Raw genomic sequence first — 18,199 nt, 5'->3', positions numbered from 1 at the left:
GACGGACCGACGATCGCGTCGACCTGTCCGACCATCCGGCGGGCCTGCAGGACGGCCTGGACCGGCGTGCTCTGGTCGTCGGCGACGACGAGCTCCATCCGCTTGCCTGCTACCCCGCCCTGGGCGTTGAGCGTGTCCGCTGCGAGCTGCGCGCCCTTCAGCTCACCGAGTCCCAGCTGGCTCGCCGATCCGGTCTGGCTGGTGATGACGCCCAGGCGGTAGACCGAGTCGTCGGCCGTCGCGGCCCCGCAGCCCGCGGCGACCGGCGCAACGGCCACGGCCAGCGCGATCAGCGTGATGACGTGCCGCGACCCGCGCCGGCCACGGGCCGGGGGGTCGGCCCCGTCGGGACCCGAGCGTATCTCCATCGATGCGCCTCAATTCTGCTAGGCAGATAAGCTATCTGCACCGTAGGAAATGCAGCGGGGGTGGTCAAGCCTCCACGGCGTGCCGTGGTCTCGGCGCGCGCCGACGAACGCGGTCCGGGGCTGGGACAGGCGGCCGGGGGTACGGGGCGTACGAGGGTCGGGCGCATCCGGCGAGTCGCACTGTCTGGCGGTCGACGGGCGTGGCCGAGATCCGGAACGTGGACGAGAACGGCCCTCGAGCCGGTCACCGCCGCAGGGCCGTCGACGGGCCTCGTATCACCCTCCCCGGGTGATGGAACGCTGGTGGGCACGGTGGCACGGTGGTGCGTCTTCGACGAAGACGGGAGGGGACAGATCCCGCTCCGCATTCCGGCCGTTCGGCACCTCGGCCACGCGCAATCCCAGGTCGCGCGCTGCCGGGGAACCAGCCCGTCCCGACGCGGGATCGTGAGGCCGTACCCCTTGTGAACGGGGGTCCTCATGAGCTGATCTTCACCCCGCCTGCCCACGCCGGAAGGCTCCGCCCCCGTCTGGAGCGGCCAGCTCCACATCGACCACCGACCAAACCAGCCAAGGAGCCCCAAGGAGACCGCCCGACATGTCTGCCACGACCGAAAAATCAGCGGACGCCCCAGCGATCCGGCCGTTCACGATCGAGGTGTCCGAGGCGGAACTCGAGGCGCTGCGTGCGCGCATCGCGGCCACGCACTGGCCCGACAAGGAGACCGTCCCAGATCAGTCGCAGGGTGTGCAGCTCGCGACGAGTCAGGAACTCGCGCGCTATTGGGCGACAGACTACGACTGGCGCAGGTGCGAGGCGAGACTGAACGCTCTCCCGCAGTTCATCACCGAGATCGACGGACTGGACATCCATTTCATTCACGTTCGTTCGGAGCAGGACGATGCTCTGCCGCTCATCGTCACGCACGGATGGCCCGGCTCGGTCCTCGAGAACCTGAAGATCGTCGGTCCACTTACCGATCCCGCGGCACATGGCGCGAGCGAATCAGACGCTTTCCATCTGGTGATTCCGTCGATGCCCGGCCACGGGTTTTCCGGCAAGCCGACCACTACCGGCTGGGGCCCCGACCGCATCGCACGGGCCTGGGTAGAGCTGATGAGGCGCCTCGGATACACGCAGTATGTGGCGCAGGGCGGTGACTGGGGCGCGATCATCACTGAGTTGATGGGTGTACAGGCGCCACCGGAACTGCTCGGCATTCACTCCAACATGCCTGGCGCGGTTCCACCCGACATCGATAGGGCGCTCCAGTCCGGCAACCCGCTGCCATCCGATCTCCCGGACGACGAAAGGCGTGCCTGCGAGCAGCTGGCCTTCGTCTATCAGCACATCGCCTACGCCCTCATGATGGGGGACCGCCCGCAGACGCTGACCGGATTGGCGGATTCACCCGTCGGTTTGGCGAACTTCATGCTCGACCATGACGCGCGTAGTCTGGACCTGATCTCACGGGTCTTTGCCGGACACCCCGAAGGTCTTACGCGGGACGACGTCCTCGACAACATCACGCTCTACTGGTTGACGAATACAGCGATTTCTTCGGCTCGTCTCTATTGGGAGAACAAGTACCCCTTGTTCGCCGTCAAGGGCGTCTCCGTCCCGGTTGCCGTGAGCGTCTTTCCTGACGAGCTCTATCAAGCCCCGCGGAGTTGGGCCAGGCAGGCGTATCCCAAACTCGTCCATTACAACAAGCTCGACAGAGGCGGGCACTTCGCAGCCTGGGAACAGCCGCAACTCTTCTCGGAGGAGATTCGCACGGGCTTCCGGTCACTTCGCTAGACGACCGTGTGCAAACGTCTGCACATGCCCCTCGCTCGGCGGGCCGAGTTGGTCAACTCCGAGCCACTCGGCCCTGCCGGGCTACACGGCCACGTCCTCGTCGACTCCTGGACGATGACGAGCACCAACTTGCTCCGCGGCAGAGCCGTACGACAGTGCCTGATCGCAGGCCTACCGGAACGACGGGTTGGTCGTCCTCGGAGTCCACGCGAGGAAGTTCTCGTTCGAACGCGAGATCGACCGCGTGCGGCAGGTGACGAAGGAACGAGCTTCATCGAGTTCCCGTCGCGGCCGGCAACGCCTACGCCCGGCGCCGAGCGTTCACCTCACGCAAACCGCCGATCTCTCCGCTGATGATGACCTACCGGCCGGGGCCCGTCGGCCGGGACATCCAGCCACAGGAAAAGCATTGTCATGAGAGCACATTGGCTCGGGCTCGCGGGGCTGCACCCCGCATCGGTCCGGCTACCGGTCGAGGGTGAACTGCCTTCTTTCGGCGGCGCGACGGGCTGGCTCAACTCGCCGCCGCTGACAGTGGCCGGCGTGCGCGGCAAAGTCGTCCTCGTCGGCTTCTGGACCTATACCTGCATCAACTGGCTACGCCAGCTTCCCCATCTCCGCGCGTGGGCCGCGAAGTACTCCGGCCGCGGGCTGGTGGTGGTCGGCGTACACACGCCCGAGTTCACGTTCGAGAGCAACGTCGACAACGTCAGCCGGGCCGTGCGGGAGATGAGGATCGAGTACCCGGTCGCGATCGACAGCGACTACACGGTCTGGAGTGCCTTCGGCAACCATTACTGGCCGGCCCTCTACTTCGCGGACGCCGAAGGGCTGATCCGGCATCATCATTTCGGCGAAGGCGAGTACCAGCAGTCGGAGATGATCATCCAGCAGTTGCTGGCCGAGGCCGGATCCGCCGACGTAGGTCATGAGCCGGTGTCGGTCGATGCCCATGGTGCCGAAGCGCCCGCCGACTGGGCCAACCTGAGATCGCCGGAGAACTACACAGGCTATGAGCGCACCGGGAACTTCGCGTCCCCGGGCGGCGCGGTGCCGGGCAAGCGTCACACCTACACGACCCCGGCGGAGCTGAGACTCGATCACTGGGCCCTGTCCGGGGACTGGACGATGGCGGAACAGGCCAGCACGCTGCACACGGCCGACGGGCAGATCGCCTACCGCTTCCACGCCCGCGATCTTCATCTGATCATGGGGCCGGCAGTACGGGGCACGTCCGTGCGAATCCGGGTGCTCATCGACGGAGAGCCGCCGGGTGCGGCGCATGGGGTCGATATCGACGCTCGAGGCAACGGAACGATGGTCGAACAGCGGCTGCACCAGCTCGTCCGGCAGCCCGGCCCCGTCACCGACCGCACCTTCGAAATCACCTTCCTCGATCCCGAGGTCCAGGCCTACGCGTTCACCTTCGGCTAGATCAGGAAGGTCCGGCCATCTCATGCACGCCCTGACGTCGGCACCTGCATCACCAAGGTCGAGGTGGAGCGCCTCGCCCTGGCCGGTCAGCCAGCGCAGACTCAGCCCGGGCGGGTTTCGCACCTCCCGGATCTCGTCCTGCTCGATCTCCACCTGCCCGACATCGACGGGGAGGAGGTGCTCGCTCGACTGCGAAGGAACCCGCACACCCGCGACATCCCTGTCGTGGTTCTCTCCGCCGACGCCATCCCGGCGCAGGAGCAGCGCCTGCTGCGTGCCGGGGCGAACGGTTACCTCACCAAGCCCTTCGACATCCCCCACTTCCTGAGCGTTCTCGGCGGAGCACTGCACGGAGACGCGGCGTGAGCCGCGACCGCTCTGCGGAGGGGCGCGCCTCCGAGCGCGTGACCGTCGTCGTCGCGGACGATCACCCCGTCTACCGCGACGGCCTCACCAAGGCGATCGAGGCACACGACGACCTGGAGGTCGTCGGGCAGACCGCCGACGGCGCCGCCACCTTGGCGGCGGTGCGGACGCTGCAGCCGGACATCGCGGTCGTCGATCTGCAGCTGCCCGACATGGACGGGATCGACGTACTGACTGCCGCCGCGAAAGAGGAGACGTCCACCCGGTTCCTCATCGTCTCCGCCTTCGACGACAGCGCCACGGTCTACCGGGCCGTGGAGGCGGGCGCCTGTGCGTACCTTCCCAAGGTCTCACCTGCCGCCGACCTCTGTGAGGCGATCCGCGCCGTGGCGCACGGGCACACGGTGATCCCGCCCGCGATGCAGACCGCGCTGGCAACGGAGATCCGGCGACGCCAACAGGTCACCGAACCGGTGCTCACCCCACGCGAGACGGAGGTTCTGGCCCTCACGGCCGACGGACTCTCAGCACCCGAGATCGCCGAACGCCTCTTCGTCGGAGTCACCACCGTCAAGTCGCACCTGCAGCACGTCTACGTCAAGCTCGACGTCTCGGACCGGGCCGCGGCCGTCGCCCGAGCGCATCGTCTCGGTCTCTTGCGCTGAGGCCGAGCGGTAGGCGACGGTTCACCGTCCGGGACGAGGGCCGTCGCCGGTAGGTCCACAGGAATGCGGGCCGGCGTCAGGCCTGTGCGAGGACGACGGGCGGCGTCTCCCGGGCCTGCTCGGTCCGGAAGTGGGGGATGACCTCGGTCGCGAAGATCTCGGTGTTGCGCCGGGTCATCTCGGCCGACATGTCGCCCATGGCGAGCATCGTCATCATCTGCCCGAAGCCGAGCTCGTCGCGCAGCTCACCGATGCGGTTGCGGACGGACTCGGGCCCGCCGACGATGACGTACCCCTGCTCGACGAGCTCTTCGAAGCTCAATTCGGGGTACGGCTTCATACCCGCCTTGAGCAGCCCGCGCATCGCCGGGGCCGACATGTATCCGGGTGGGAAGACGATCTCGGCGCCCTGCCGCAGACCCTTGTGGAACAGCCACTCCACGTGCTGCCGGGCCTCGCGCATCGCGGAGCGCTCCGACTCCCCGATGAACACCGGGGTGGCCAGCGCGATGTTGTCCGGGTCGGGCTCGTAGCCGAGGTCGGCGGCCGCCTTGCGATAGCCGTCGAACCAGGTCTTGACGACCTTGGTCGGCGCGTACACCGACACGTACATGTAGCGGTTCTCCGCCACCCACCGCATGGTCTCCGGGCTCCCGGCGCCTGGCACCGCGATCGGCGGGTGCGGGGACTGCAGCGGCCTGGGCCACACGTTCACGTAGCGGTACTCGTAGTGCTCGCCGATCCACTGGAAGGGCCCCTCGGTCGTCCAGGCCTTCTTGATCAGGTCGTGCGCCTCGTTGAACCGGGACCGGGAGTCGGCCGGGCTGACGCTGTGCGCGTAGTGCTCCCAGCCGATGCCGCGGACGAACCCGGACACCAGCCGGCCCCTCGTCAGGTGGTCGAGCATCGCGATCTCCTCCGCCACCCGCAGCGGGTTGCCCCGGAGCGGGATGGCGTTGCCGAGCACCATGATCTTCGAGCGGGAGGTGCGCCGGGCCAGGGCCGCGGCCATCACGTTCGGCGAGGGCATCATCCCGTAGCCGGACTGGTGGTGCTCGTTCACGACGATGCCGTCGTAGCCCAGCTCGTCGGCGTACTCGAGCTCGTCGAGGTAGCGGTGGTACAGGTCCACGCCCTTGGCCGGGTCGAAGTGGGAGTTGGAGAACGTCAGGGACATCGACGGGTACTTCTCGACGTCGTCGAAGTCCTCGGGCAGGTAGGGGTAGGGCATGAGGTGGAAGAAGTTGAACTTCATGATCAGCTCTCCGGTCGCGGGTGCGGGGCTCAGTCGGCCAGGAAGTCGGTCACGGCGGCGGTGACGGCGTCCGGGCGCTCGCCGTAGAGGGCGTGCCCGCAGTCGTCGACGACGACGAGTTCCGCGTCGGGGATCGCGGCGGCGTAGCGCTCGCAGTGCGCCCGGGGGATGATCCGGTCGTGCTCGGCGGCCACCACCCGCGTGGGTGCCGAGATGCGCCGGAGCCGGCCTTCCAGCTTCGGGTTGCTCAGGTAGGGCTTCCAGCCGAAGCGGGCCAGCGCGCCGAGATCGCGGTAGGACCGCAGGATGTCCTCGACGCCGGGCTCGGTGGCGAGCAGGCTCTCGACGATCCCGGGGTCGTGGAACAGGGCCCCCAGCAGCTGCGGCGGGGTCATGATGAACAGGTCGGCCACCGGGTGTTCGGGAAGGCGCAGCCCGGCCGGGCCGAGCAGGGCGAGCCTGCGCACCCGGTGTGGCGAGTGCACGGCGAGCTCGGCGGCGATCCAGCCCCCGAACGACGCGCCGACGAGGTCGACCTGGTCGAGACCGAGCCGGTCCAGGACGTCGAGGTAGTGATAGACGAGGTCGTCCATCGCCCGGACCTCCGGGAGGTCGTCGGACAACCCGAAGCCCGGGTGGTCCGGGGCGATCAGGTCGCACCGCTCGCTGAGGAGCTGGTGGTGCGGCCCCCATTCGCCGGCCCCGCCGGCGGCGTGCAGGAAGAACACCGGGCGCCCCGACCCCGCGCGGAAGTAGCTGACGGAGCCGCTCCCGATGTCCAGGCGCCGCGCGGGGGCGGCGGCGGGCTGATCGACGGTCGTCACAGGTCCTCCTGTTCGACGAGGCGCCGCTCTCGGCCCGGCCGGGGCGGGCGGGTCCCGCGGGCTCGTGCCGGGTGCGCCGAGGTGTGAGGCGCGCCTCACACCGGATGAGGCAGACGCTAGGGCGGGGTGGGGCGGATCCGCGAGCCGCTTCCCGCAGCCCTCGGCCGGTTCCTGCATCGAATTCGGGAGGGTCGCGAGCTTGACTTCGTGATGATCGCCGATAAATCTGACGGCATACGGACAGATGTCCGCCAATGGAGGCGAGCATGGGCAGGTTTCCGGAGCCGAGGACGTCGACGGAGCTCCCTGACGGCATCGGCCCCGGTTCCGGTCGGGCCACGGAGTTCTCCACGCGAGATCCGCACGAGGCGAAGTGCCGCACCGAGGACATGCTGAACTGCCGGCACACGATGGCGGTGCTCGATCGCGCAAGCCCTTTCCGGGCGCGGGTGAGGCACGCGTCGATGGACGGCTTCGGGCTGATGTCGTCGACGTACGGGCCGTCGGTCGAGATCGTCTGTGTGCCGCCGATCCCGTGGGTCACGGTGAGCTTCATGGCCGGTGGCACGGCGGCCTTCACCCAGCGTGGCGCCGACACCGCGCCGGTCGGTTCCTCGCGCGCGGCGGTGCTGTCCTACGACCGGGGCGTGACGATGCGGTGGCCGGCCGGGGCCGAGCAGCTCATGCTGACGATCGGGAAGTCCCGCATCGAGACGTTCCTCCGCCGGTTGCTGAACGAGCCGCTGCGCGAACCCGTCCGGTTCGACGTCGGACTCGACCTCGACGGCGACGGGCGCGGTGTCGTCGCGGCGGTGTCGACCCTGCGCCGCGCGTTGGCCACGTGTGGTCCGGGCGGACCGTCACCGGTGCTGGCCGCGGAGGTCGAGCACAGCGTGGTGTCCGCGCTGTTGTTCGGGCAACGCCACAACTACACCGACGCGGTCTTCGCCCCGCCGGCCCTGCCGTCCTCGCGGGTCGTCGGCCGGGTCGTCGAGCTGATCGAGGCGTCGACGGACACCGCCTTCACGGTCGCGGACCTGGCCGCGTTCGCCGAGGTGAGCGAGCGTTCGCTGCACGCCGCGTTCCGTCGCCAGCTCGGCGCGTCGCCGATGGCCTACGTGCGGCGCCTGCGTCTGGAGCGGGTGCACGAGGAGCTGCTGCGGCTCGAACCGAACGGGACGCACACCGTCACCGAGGTCGCCCTCGGCCACGGGTTCGCCCACGGTGGCCGGTTCGCGGCCGCGTACCGGGCGCGCTTCGGCGAGTCGCCGTCGGACACGCTCCGCCGCTAGCGTCGCGGCCGACGGCGTCATGGCTCCACGACGCGCCCAGGAGCAGGCCGCCACAGCGTCAAGGCTCCTCAACGCGTCAACCAGCAGGAGGTGCCCGGTCACCGCCAGGTGTTGTTGCTGGTGTGGTCGCCCTCCAGCCAGGCCTTCAGCTCGGCGCGGGCGGTCCTGCGCCGCGCGGCGTCGGAGTCCTCGACCCCGGGGCTGTCCGCGGTGAACTCCAGCAGCAGGCCGTTGGGGTCGGAGGTGTAGAGCGAGCGGCAGTAGCCGTGTTCGAGGACGTAGGTCTCCTCGGGCTTCCAGCCGCTGTCCGCGAGCCGCTTCGCGATGGCGTTCTGCACCTCGTCGGTGACCTTGAGGGCGATGTGCTGGAACGGGGAGAACGGCATCTGCGGACCGAACTGCTCCTGGTCGGCCGGATCGGCGAACTGGAAGAAGGCCAGCGCGCTGCCGTCCCCGAGGCCGTAGAAGGTGTGGCAGTAGGTGCGGACGGCGCCGAAGAGCTCGTCGGCCTCCTTCCAGGTGGCGACGAGGGGCAGCCCGACGACGTCCTCGTAGAAGGCGCGGGTCGCCTCCTGGTCGCGGGTGACGTAGGCGTTGTGGTGCAGCCGGGACGGCAACGTCGAGGCGAGCGGGGTGTCCGCGGCGGAACCGACGGTCCGGGTCATGGCATGACTCCTCATCCAGGGTGGTTCAGTGCCCGTGGGTGCTGGCGCTGCGGTAGTCGGTGTAGGTGTAGGGGTTGTCGAGGATCGTGGTCTCGGGGACGTCGGGGTTCATCCCCTTCTCCCAGGCCTCGGCGCCGAGGGTCGCGCGCAGGTGGTCGACGGTCTGCTCGACCGTCCGCCGCGCGGCGGCCAGGTCGATCCCGACGAGCTCGTGGTCGTGCTTGACCACGCGGCCGTCGACGAGCACGGTGTGCACGTCGCCGCGCTGGGCCTGGAACGCCACATGCCCGTACGGGTTGAGCAGCGGGAACATCACCGGCGACCGGTCGTTCTTGATCAGCACGAGGTCTGCCTTCTTGCCCACCTCGACGCTGCCCAGATCGGCGTCGCGGCCCAGGGCGCGGGCTCCGCCGCGGGTCGCCCACTCGACGACCTGGTCGGCGCGCAGCGAGCAGTGGGTCACGGTCTCGCCCTTGGCGTGCGCCTCGAGGTGCTCGCGGGAGCGGTCGGCGCCCAAGGTGGTGCGCATGGCGGAGAACAGGTCGCCGCTCCACCACACCGTCGTGTCCATGGACAGCGACACCGGGATGTCGTGGGCCCGCAGCGCCCAGGTGGGCGGGTAGCCCTGGCCGGCGCTCTGCTCGCTCTCGGTGGAGATCGAGACCGACCCGCCGGTGGCGGCGATGCGGTGGTAGGAGTCGGCGGCCAGCGAGGCGCTGTGCACGTAGACGGTCTCGGGGGTCATGAAGCCGTGGTCGTGCATGAGCCGGATGCCGTCGTCGCCGGTGGCGCCCCAGACCCCGGCGTGGGTCGTGACGGCGACGCCCAGGTCCCGGGCGACCTCGAAGGCGGGCTTCTCGGGGAAGGCCGGGTCGCCGGTGACGTCGAAGGCGAGCTGGAAGCCGAGCATGTCGTCGCCGGTGATGCGCCGATTCACGAAGTCGCGGAACTCGGGGGCGGCGGTCCACTCGCCCGGGGCCTGCTGGATGTTGCCGTAGGCCAGCACGAACCGGCCGGGCACCGCCTGCAGCGCGTCGACGGCCGCGTCGGCGTGCTGGGTCGTCTGCAGGCCGTGGGACCAGTCGACGGTGGTGGTAACGCCCGCGTCGATCGCCTCGATGGCGCCGAGCAGGTTGCCGGCGTGGATGTCCTCCGGGCGGAAGGCCTTGCCCCACTCCAGGTAGTACCAGACGAAGTACTGGGTCAGGGTCCAGTCGGCGCCGTAGCCGCGCATCGCGGTCTGCCACATGTGCCGATGGGTGTCGATCATGCCGGGCATGACGACGCCGTCGCTCGCGTCGATCTCGACGGTGCCCTCGGGCACGGCCAGGGCCGGGCCGACCGCGGCGATCCGGTCGCCGACGACCAGGACGTCGCAGCCGGACAACACCTGCTCGGCGTCGTCCATGGTGAGCACGGTGCCGCCCCGGAGCACCACCGGCCGGCCGGCGTCGAAGCCCTTCGGATCGCTCATCGCTCTCGCTCCTTCGCGGTGGCGTCGTCGGAGTCGGACCCTTGTCCGCAGTACGGTCAGCAGGAGGCCGGCGTCACTGTCGCCGACCCGGCGTCCCGCTGTCAATCCACTTCCTGCACGCTGCGTCCGCAACTTCCGGCCGGGCATGTCCGCTCTGCGGACAGCGGGTGACTACCCTGCCGGGAACGCGCCGTCGAGCTGAGGAGCCGTGTCATGTCGCGCGAGGGCACCGGACCGGATTTCATCGAGGCGCTGGCCCGTGGGCTGGAGGTCATCGCCGCCTTCGGGCCCGGCCGGCCGACGATGTCGCTGACCGAGGTCGCCACCGCGACCGGGCTCGCCAGGCCGACGGCGCGGCGCATCCTGCTCACCCTCACCGAGCTCGGGTACGTGCGCTCGGGGGAGCGCGGATTCGCGCTGACCCCCCGGGTGCTGGAGCTGGGCGTGGCCTACGTGCGGTCGATGGGGCTGTGGGACGTCGCCCGCCCGCACATGGAGCGCCTGGTCGCCCGGACCGACGAGTCGTGCTCGATCGCCCAGCTCGACGGCTCGGACATCGTCTACGTCGCCCGGGTCGCGGTGCCGAAGATCGTGTCGTTGGCGGTCCAGATCGGCACCCGGTTCCCGGCGCTGCAGACGTCGCTCGGCAAGGTGCAGCTGGCGGCGCTGCCCACCGGCGAGCTGGACCGGGTGCTGGCCGAGCCGAGCCGCTCGGGCCTGGTGCCGCGCTGGCAGCCGGATCGCGCCGAGCGCGACGCCGAGCTCCGGGAGGTGCGGGCCCGGGGATGGGCGCTGACCGACGAGCAGCTCACCCGGGGCATCCGGTCGGTCGCCGCGCCGCTGCGCGACGGTGCCGGCGGGGTGATCGCGGGCATCAATGTCAACACCCACGCCGCGGAGACGCCACTCGAGCGGCTGCTCGAGCACCACCTTCCGCTGCTGCTGCAGACGGCCGGGGACATCAGTGCGGACTTCGCACGCCTGGAGACGGTGCCGCACGTGACGGTGACCGCCTCGTAGTCGCCGTCGTGGCCGGCCGTCGTCTTGACGGGCGGTCCCCCTGGGCGAACAATCCCGGCTGGGCGGACAGAAGTCCGCCAGACGGACATGGAGGCCCTGGATGGCGGACGGCGCAGCGCGGGACGAGCGCGGGGCGGGCGGGCCGCTGTCGGGGCTGGTGGTCGCCGACTTCTCGCGGGTGCTGGCCGGCCCGTACGCCACGATGCTGCTCGCGGACCTCGGCGCCGAGGTGATCAAGGTCGAGGGCCCGCAGGGTGACGAGACCCGCAGCTGGATGCCGCCGGTCCGGGACGAGGTGTCCACGTACTACCTGGGCGTCAACCGGGGCAAGCGCTCGATCGCGCTGGACCTGCGGGACTCCGCGGACGCCGAGGTGGCCCGCGAGCTCGCCCGTCGCGCCGACGTGCTGATCGAGAACTTCAAGCCGGGCGGGCTGGCCAGGTACGGGCTGGACTTCGAGTCGGTACGCACGGCCAACCCCGGGGTCGTCTACGCCTCGATCAGCGGCTTCGGCTCGGGCGCGGGCAGGAAGGTCCCCGGCTACGACCTGATGGTGCAGGCCATCTCGGGGCTGATGAGCCTGACCGGGGACCCGGACGGGCCGCCGTACCGGGCCGGCATCTCGGTGTTCGACGTGATGGCCGGCAACCACGCGGTGATCGGCATCCTGGCGGCCCTACGGCACCGCGACGCGACGGGTGCGGGCCAGCACGTCGAGGTGAACCTGCTGTCCTCCGCACTGACCGGGCTGGTCAACCACAGCTCGGCCTATGCCGCCGGCGGGGTGGTGCCCTACCGGATGGGCAACGCGCACCCGAGCGTGTTCCCCTACGAGCCGTTGCCCACCGCGGACAACGACCTCATCGTCGCCGCGGCCAACGACGGCCAGTTCCGCAAGCTCTGCCAGGTCCTCGGCATCCCCGACGTCGCCGACGACCCGCGCTTCGCGCGCAACGCCGACCGCACGGCCCACCGCGAGGAGCTGCGCCCGATCCTGACCGAGCGGCTGCGCGAGCGCGGTGCGGTCGAGTGGTTCGAGCTGCTCGTCGACGCCGGGGTGCCCTGCGGGCCGATCAACACCATCGACGGCGGGTTCGCCATGGCCGAGCGCTTCGAGCTCGACCCGATCGTCGAGGTCGGCGAGGGCGAGCGTGCCGTCCCGACCACCCGGCACCCGATCCGGTTCTCGGAGACGCCGGCCGCCTACCGGCTGCCGCCGCCGGAACTCGACGAGCACGGCGTGGAGCTGCGCAAATGGCTCACCACCCCGCAGGAGGACGACCGTGGCTGACCAGAGCGACCGGCCCCGGATCGACAGGCCCGAGTACCCGACCGCACTCGGTGCCTCGGACCTCAAGACGATCACCCTGCTCGGCCAGGACCTCGCCGAGGACGTGATGGGCACCGTCGGGTTCGGCGAGCTGGCGTTCTGGCTGGCCACCCAGCGTCGTCCGGCGCCGGGGGAGGTGCGGGTCTTCGAGGCGGTGCTCGCCGCCCTCGCCGACCACGGCTTCACCCCGACCGCGATCGTCACCCGGCTGACCTATCTGTCCGCGCCGGACTCGATCCAAGGGGCGCTGGCGGCCGGGCTGCTCGGCGGCGGGTCGCGGTTCCTCGGGGTCACCGAGGACTGCGGCCGGTTCCTGCACGACGTGCTCACCTCGGCGGACGGCGAGCTGCCGGGCGACGACGAGGGCTGGGACGCCCTCGCGCTGGCGACGCTGCAGGCGGAGCGGGAGGCGAAGCGGTTCGTCCCCGGGCTGGGCCACCACGTGCACAAGGAGGGCGATCCCCGCACCCCGCGGCTGATGCAGATCGCGGCCGAGGAGGGCCTGTTCGGGCCGCACCTGTCGCTGTTCGCCGCGATCGGCCGGGTCCACCCCCAAGTACTGGGCAAGACCCTGCCGCTCAACGGCGCCGGGGTCTGCGGGGCCGCGCTGGCCGACCTCGGCCTGCCGCTGGAGCTGCTGCGCGGGTTCGCCCTGCTCGCCCGCACGGCCGGCCTGATCGGGCAGCTCGCCGAGGAGCTGCGCCGGCCGGTGGGCAACGAGATCTTCCTGTCGGTGGACCTGAACAACCGGTCCGTCGCTCCCGAGCCGTTCGCCGACGGAGGTTCGCATGGCTGAGCTGGTCGCGGTGATCGCGTCCACCCACCATCCCTTCTACCACCGCGCCAGCACGTCGACCGGCGAGAACCGCCCGCCGTTCGCCGACGAGTGGGTGCGCAAGGTGGAGGCGTTCCGGGAGACCCTGACGCGCGCCCGCCCGGACGTGCTGGTGATGGTGGGATCCGACCACTTCCACCAGCTGTGGCTGGACAACATGCCGCAGTTCCTGGTGGGCAAGGCCCCGTTCTACGACGCGAACTTCTACAACGAGGAGCGCGAGTTCGGGCTGCCGAAGATGGTGCTGAAAGGCCAGGAGGACCTCTCGGCGTACGTGCTGCGCGAAGGCCTGGACGCGGGGTTCGACCTGGCGTTCTCCAACGAGCTGCGGATCGACCACTCGATCACCTGCCCGATCATCACGCTGCGCCCGCAGAACGACCTGCCGATCGTGCCGGTCTACACCAACATCTTCGCCCCGCCACTGCCGCAACCGAAGCGGTTCGTCCAGTTGGGACGGACGATCCGGCAGCTGATCGAGTCCTGGCCGTCGGACCAGCGGGTCGCGGTGATCGGTACCGGGCACCTGTCGCTGGAGCTGGGCGGGCCGCGGCAGTTCGGCCTGCACGGCCCGGACCCGCAGTTCGACCAGAAGGCGGTCGAGTGGATCTCGTCGGGGGACATCGAGGGTTGCCTGGCCGAGGTGAGCCTGGACAGCCTGCACGCCCCGGGTAACGCCACCCACGGCTTCATGGACTTCATGCTGATGATGGGTGTGGCGGGGGAGGGGCGGAAGGCCGACTACGTCGACACCTTCGACCTGTTCCACACCATGGAGGCGTACTTCACCTGGTACCCGAACGGAGCCGGCCTGTGAGCGAGCGAACCATTCGGCACAGCGCCTCCGCGAACGCCGACCGAGCGTAGCGAGGGAGAGCGGTGAGCAGGTACCTGTTGGACAAGTTCCTGTTCACCGTGGACCGGGACCCGGAGCTGGTCGAGCGCTACCGCGAGGACCCCGCGGGAACCGTCGCGTGGTGGGAGGCCGAGCAGGCCAACCGCATCCTCAACTGCCACGACGGCGAGTCCAGCACCTGGCTGCGCTTCGACGACACGGAGCGGGCCGCGCTCGCCGCGCACGACTATCCGACGCTGTTCGAGCTCGGCGCGCACCCGTTCCTGACCCTGACGCTGTTCATCGCGGTGTTCGAACGGGACCACGCCGAGCCGCTCGGGTTCCAGAAGGAGTACGCGCAGCGGCTCTCGCACTTCTCCCTGCCCTATCCCGACATCGCCACGTGACCGTGCGCGCCGCCGTGATCGAGGCGCCCGGTCGACCGCCCGCAGTGGTCGACCGGGAGCCGCCCGATGCCACGCCGGAGCAGGTGCCGGTCGAGGTCACCGCGGCGCCGATCACCCCGCTCGACCTGCTGTGCGCGTCCGGCACGTCCTACTTCGGCGTCCCGGTGACGCCCTACGTGCCCGGCATCCAGGGGGTCGGCACGCTGGACGGCCGACCGGTGTGGTTCCCCACCACGGCCGGGATGGCGCCGGGCGACGGCAGCATGGCCGCACTCGCCGCGGTCCTGCGGGCCGATCTCGTCCCGCTGCCCGACGGTGCGGACCCGGTGCTCGTCGCAGCGCTGGGGCTCTCGGCCGTAGCTGCGCACATGGCGCTCACCTGGCGCGGCGAGCTGACGGCGGGGGAGCAGGTTGTGGTGCTGGGCGCGGGCGGGGTGGTCGGGCAGGCCGCCGTGCAGCTGGCGCGTGCGGGCGGGGCCCGCCGGGTGGTCGCGGGCGCCCGCTCGGCCGCCGGGCAGGACCGGGCGAAGCAGGCCGGTGCCGACGCCGTCGTCGCCCTCGACACCGACGACGTCACCGAGCTGACCGCCCGGTTCGAGGCGGCCTGCGACGGCCCTGTGGACCTGGTGCTCGACCCGCTGTTCGGCGCGCCTGCCGCCGCCGCGGCCCGGACGCTGCGCCCGGGCGGGCGGCTGGTCAACCTGGGCAGCTCGGCGGGGGAGACCTGCCCGATCGACTCCTCCACACTGCGCAGCCGGTCGCTGCGGCTGCTGGGCTACACCAACAACGCGCTCACCCCCGAGCAGCGCGGCGCGGCTCTCAGGATCGTCGCCGAGCATGCCGCTCGTGGCGCGCTCACCGTCGCCCACGAGATCGTGCCGCTCGACGACGTCGCCGCGGCCTGGCAGCGCCAGGCCTCCGGAGCCGCCGCCGGCCGGATCGTGCTCGTTCCCTGAACGGCCCCTGGAGGTTCTCCATGTCACCGTCGCCGCTGCTGCCGACGTCCCTGGTCGGCAGCTACGCCCAGCCCGACTGGCTGATCGACCGCGCCAAGCTCGCCGGCCGGTTCCCGCCCCGGGTGCGGGCCGAGGAACTGTGGCGGATCGACCCCGAGTACCTCGCCCAGGCCCAGGACGACGCGACCCTGCTCGCGATCCGGGCCCAGGAGGACGCGGGGCTGGACATCATCACCGACGGGGAGATCCGCCGGGAGAGCTACTCCAACCACTTCGCCACCGCACTCGACGGCGTCGACATCGACAACCCCGGGACCGCGCTGGACCGCAGCGGACACCCCAACCCGGTCCCCCGCATCGCCGGCCCCATCCGCCGTCCGCGCCCGATCGAGGTCGACGACCTGCGGTTCCTCCGCCGACACACCGACCGGGCGATCAAGATGACCGTGCCGGGGCCGTTCACCATGAGCCAGCAGGCGCAGAACGACCACTACCCCGACGCCGAGGCCGCGGCGATGGGCTACGCCGCGGCGGTCAACGCCGAGATCCGCGACCTGTTCGCCGCCGGCGCGGACATCGTGCAGATCGACGAGCCCTACATGCAGGCCCGGCCCGACGCCGCCCGCGCGTACGGCCTGGCTGCGCTCGACGCCGCGCTCGACGGCGTCACCGGCACGACCGCCGTGCACCTCTGCTTCGGCTACGCCGCGATCGTCCACGAGCGCCCCGAGGGCTACTCGTTCCTGCCCGAGCTGGCCGGCTGCCCGGTCGACCAGATCTCCATCGAGACCGCCCAGTCCGGGCTGGACCTCGGCGTCCTGTCCGACCTCACCGACAAGACGATCATCCTCGGGGTCATCGACCTGTCCACGCCGGACGTCGAGACACCCGAGGTCGTGGCCGAGCGGACCCGCCGGGCCTTCGACCGGATCCCACCCGAGCAGGTCGTGATCGCCACCGACTGCGGGATGAAGTACCTGCCCCGGGCCGGCGCGGAGGGCAAGATGCGCGCCATGGCGGGTGCGGCGCGTCTGCTGCGCGCGGAACTCGCCACGTCGAACCGCCAGGGATAGCCGGGGTCGCGCTCTGCACCACCCGGATCCGTCCGACCCGGGCGCGACGCTGCCCGTCGAGAACCACCGCTCAGACGACCCCGACGGAGTCGAGTCCGATCCGCACGGCGTCGGCCATCAGGTCCAGGTGCTCGTCGGTGACGGTGAGGGGCGGGGAGAAGCCGAGCGATGATCCCATGGGACGGACGAGGACGCCTCGTTCCCGGATGGCCGCGAACAGCACGGCCGGCAGGTCGGGGCGGGCGGTGAGCTGTCGATCGTCGAGCTCGAGGGCACCCAGTACGCCGGTTCCGGCCCGCACATGGTCGACGAGCGGGTGGTCGGCGAGGCTCTTCAGGACCTGGGCGAGGGTCTCCTCCGTCTGCCGTGCCCGCTCGAGCAGCCCGTCGCGCTCCAGCACCCCGATGGTGGCGAGTGCGGCGGCGCAGGCGACCGGGTGTCCGGAATAGGTCTGGCCGTGCTTGAACACCTGGCCGGGGCGATCCCAGAAGGGCTCGGCGACGCGACCGGACACGACGACCCCGCCGAGCGGCTGGTACCCGGACGTGACGCCCTTCGCGAAGACCACCAGGTCCGGGCGCACCCCGAACCGCTCGATGCCGAACCAGTTGCCCAGCCGGCCGAACCCGCAGATGACGGCGTCGGCGACGAACAGCACGCCGTGCCGCGCGCAGACCTCGGCTGCCGCCTCGAGGTATCCGGGTGGGGGCGGGAGCACGCCGCCGGCGCCGATGACCGGCTCGCAGAAGAAGGCGGCCACCCGCTCCGCGCCGAGCTCGCGGATGGTCTCCTCGAGCATCTCGGCGTCGTTCCAGGCGGTCTGCACGACGTCGGGGACGAAGGGCGGCGCGACCCGGTTGCCGGGGATGCCGGCCAGCGAGGTGCCCAGGCCGTGCGTGCCGTGGTAGCTGTGTTCGCGGTGGAGCAGGATCGTGCGGTCCGGCTGCCCGATCGCGGCGAAGTAGGCGCGGGCCATCTTGGCGGCGGTGTCGATGGAGTCCCCGCCACCGCTGGTGAAGAAGATCTTCGCGCCGTCCATGGGCGCCCGCTCGGCGAGCTCCCCGGCCAGCCGCAGGGCCGGCTCGTTCGCGAAGTCGTTGAAGACCTGGTAGGCGTCGAGCGTGTCGAGCTGATCGCGGATGGCGTCGATGATCTCACGACGACCGTGGCCGACATTCGAGTACCAGAGGGCCGCGGTGCCGTCCAGGTACCGCTTGCCGGTGTCGTCGAAGACCCAGACGTCCTCGGCCCGGGAGATCACCGTCCGGTGGTGGCGGACCCGGTCCATGGCGGCGAACGGGTGCCAGAGGGGATGGTCGGCGGGGTCGTGCACTGGTGTCCCTCCGGTGGGCTCGTGCGTCGCGCTGGTGGTGGTCCTCTGGACCGTAGGTGCGCGGCCGCGCCCGGTGGTGAGGGGAAACGACAACGCGGGAGCGGGGAATCGGGGAATCGACGATGGCCACCGGGGGATTCTGTGCCGACACTGCCCGCGGCCGAACCCGCTCCTCGACGGAGACGGCGCGGACCCCGCCGGATGATCTCGTGCGTCACTTCTGAACCGTCAGTCACTCCTGGTGGATTCCGCAACACCGCGGCAAC

The 18,199-nt window shown here is 70.6% G+C and carries 18 protein-coding genes; 12 read left to right on the top strand and 6 right to left on the bottom strand.

The window, feature by feature from the left end:
- On the bottom strand, positions 1–368 hold a 368-nt coding region (locus JWP64_RS11590; protein ID WP_297495728.1), incomplete at its 3' end, for an ABC transporter substrate-binding protein.
- A gap of 598 nt (positions 369–966) precedes the next feature.
- Here JWP64_RS11590 and JWP64_RS11585 point away from each other — a divergent pair.
- From JWP64_RS11585 to JWP64_RS11570, 4 genes are all read left to right on the top strand, one after another.
- Positions 967–2,169, top strand: coding sequence for an epoxide hydrolase family protein (locus tag JWP64_RS11585; RefSeq protein WP_297495727.1), 1,203 nt, complete (start codon positions 967–969; stop codon positions 2,167–2,169).
- Between the two features lie 414 nt (positions 2,170–2,583).
- Entirely contained in the window at positions 2,584–3,603 is a 1,020-nt protein-coding gene (locus JWP64_RS11580; RefSeq protein WP_297495725.1) for a redoxin domain-containing protein, read from the top strand.
- A 63-nt stretch (positions 3,604–3,666) separates the two neighbouring features.
- Positions 3,667–3,969, top strand: coding sequence for a response regulator (locus JWP64_RS11575; protein ID WP_297495723.1), 303 nt, complete (start codon positions 3,667–3,669; stop codon positions 3,967–3,969).
- Positions 3,966–4,634: a response regulator transcription factor gene (locus tag JWP64_RS11570; RefSeq protein WP_297495721.1), complete on the top strand. Its 669-nt coding sequence runs from the start codon at positions 3,966–3,968 to the stop codon at positions 4,632–4,634. Before JWP64_RS11575 ends, JWP64_RS11570 begins: the two co-directional genes overlap by 4 nt.
- A 76-nt stretch (positions 4,635–4,710) precedes the next feature.
- On the opposite strand, the gene JWP64_RS11565 is transcribed toward JWP64_RS11570, so the two are convergent.
- On the bottom strand, positions 4,711–5,889 hold the full coding sequence (locus JWP64_RS11565) for an LLM class flavin-dependent oxidoreductase (RefSeq protein WP_297495720.1): 1,179 nt from the start codon (positions 5,887–5,889) through the stop codon (positions 4,711–4,713).
- Positions 5,890–5,918: 29 nt separating this feature from the next.
- Entirely contained in the window at positions 5,919–6,713 is a 795-nt protein-coding gene (locus JWP64_RS11560; protein ID WP_297495718.1) for an alpha/beta fold hydrolase, read from the bottom strand.
- A 266-nt stretch (positions 6,714–6,979) separates the two neighbouring features.
- Between JWP64_RS11560 and JWP64_RS11555 the strand changes: the two genes are divergently transcribed.
- Positions 6,980–8,005 carry an AraC family transcriptional regulator gene (locus JWP64_RS11555; protein ID WP_297495717.1) on the top strand — a complete coding sequence of 342 codons (1,026 nt, stop codon included), beginning with the start codon at positions 6,980–6,982 and terminating at the stop codon, positions 8,003–8,005.
- Positions 8,006–8,103: 98 nt separating this feature from the next.
- Here the strand turns inward: JWP64_RS11555 and JWP64_RS11550 are convergent, their stop codons facing one another.
- Both JWP64_RS11550 and JWP64_RS11545 read right to left on the bottom strand, forming a co-directional pair.
- On the bottom strand, positions 8,104–8,670 hold the full coding sequence (locus JWP64_RS11550) for a VOC family protein (protein WP_297495715.1): 567 nt from the start codon (positions 8,668–8,670) through the stop codon (positions 8,104–8,106).
- A 25-nt stretch (positions 8,671–8,695) separates the two neighbouring features.
- On the bottom strand, positions 8,696–10,144 hold the full coding sequence (locus JWP64_RS11545) for an amidohydrolase family protein (RefSeq protein ID WP_297495713.1): 1,449 nt from the start codon (positions 10,142–10,144) through the stop codon (positions 8,696–8,698).
- Between the two features lie 213 nt (positions 10,145–10,357).
- On the opposite strand from JWP64_RS11545, the gene JWP64_RS11540 reads away from it, so the two are divergent.
- The 7 genes from JWP64_RS11540 (at position 10,358) to JWP64_RS11510 (ending at position 16,600) form a co-directional block, all read left to right on the top strand.
- Positions 10,358–11,164: an IclR family transcriptional regulator C-terminal domain-containing protein gene (locus JWP64_RS11540; protein ID WP_297495711.1), complete on the top strand. Its 807-nt coding sequence runs from the start codon at positions 10,358–10,360 to the stop codon at positions 11,162–11,164.
- A 100-nt stretch (positions 11,165–11,264) separates the two neighbouring features.
- Complete coding sequence (locus JWP64_RS11535; RefSeq protein ID WP_297495709.1) at positions 11,265–12,455, top strand: CoA transferase; 1,191 nt, start codon at positions 11,265–11,267, stop codon at positions 12,453–12,455.
- Between the two features lie 19 nt (positions 12,456–12,474).
- Entirely contained in the window at positions 12,475–13,290 is an 816-nt protein-coding gene (locus tag JWP64_RS11530; protein ID WP_297495732.1) for a citryl-CoA lyase, read from the top strand.
- Entirely contained in the window at positions 13,283–14,146 is an 864-nt protein-coding gene (locus JWP64_RS11525; protein WP_297495707.1) for an extradiol ring-cleavage dioxygenase, read from the top strand. The genes JWP64_RS11530 and JWP64_RS11525 overlap by 8 nt, the downstream gene beginning before the upstream one ends.
- A gap of 62 nt (positions 14,147–14,208) precedes the next feature.
- On the top strand, positions 14,209–14,571 hold the full coding sequence (locus tag JWP64_RS11520; protein ID WP_297495705.1) for a hypothetical protein: 363 nt from the start codon (positions 14,209–14,211) through the stop codon (positions 14,569–14,571).
- Positions 14,568–15,527, top strand: a complete 960-nt coding sequence (locus JWP64_RS11515; RefSeq protein WP_297495704.1) for a zinc-binding dehydrogenase — start codon at positions 14,568–14,570, stop codon at positions 15,525–15,527. The genes JWP64_RS11520 and JWP64_RS11515 overlap by 4 nt, the downstream gene beginning before the upstream one ends.
- 20 nt (positions 15,528–15,547) lie before the next feature.
- On the top strand, positions 15,548–16,600 hold the full coding sequence (locus JWP64_RS11510) for a uroporphyrinogen decarboxylase family protein (protein ID WP_297495702.1): 1,053 nt from the start codon (positions 15,548–15,550) through the stop codon (positions 16,598–16,600).
- A 70-nt stretch (positions 16,601–16,670) separates the two neighbouring features.
- On the opposite strand, the gene JWP64_RS11505 is transcribed toward JWP64_RS11510, so the two are convergent.
- The gene (locus JWP64_RS11505) at positions 16,671–17,933 is read right to left on the bottom strand and encodes an aspartate aminotransferase family protein (RefSeq protein ID WP_297495700.1); all 1,263 of its coding nucleotides are present in this window, start codon (positions 17,931–17,933) and stop codon (positions 16,671–16,673) included.
- Positions 17,934–18,199 lie beyond the last annotated feature (266 nt).

This window comes from Pseudonocardia sp., assembly GCF_025465255.1.
Taxonomy (GTDB): Bacteria; Actinomycetota; Actinomycetes; order Mycobacteriales; family Pseudonocardiaceae; genus Pseudonocardia.
Note: the sequence above shows the minus strand (reverse complement) of the source record. Positions and strands in the feature narration are given on the sequence as shown.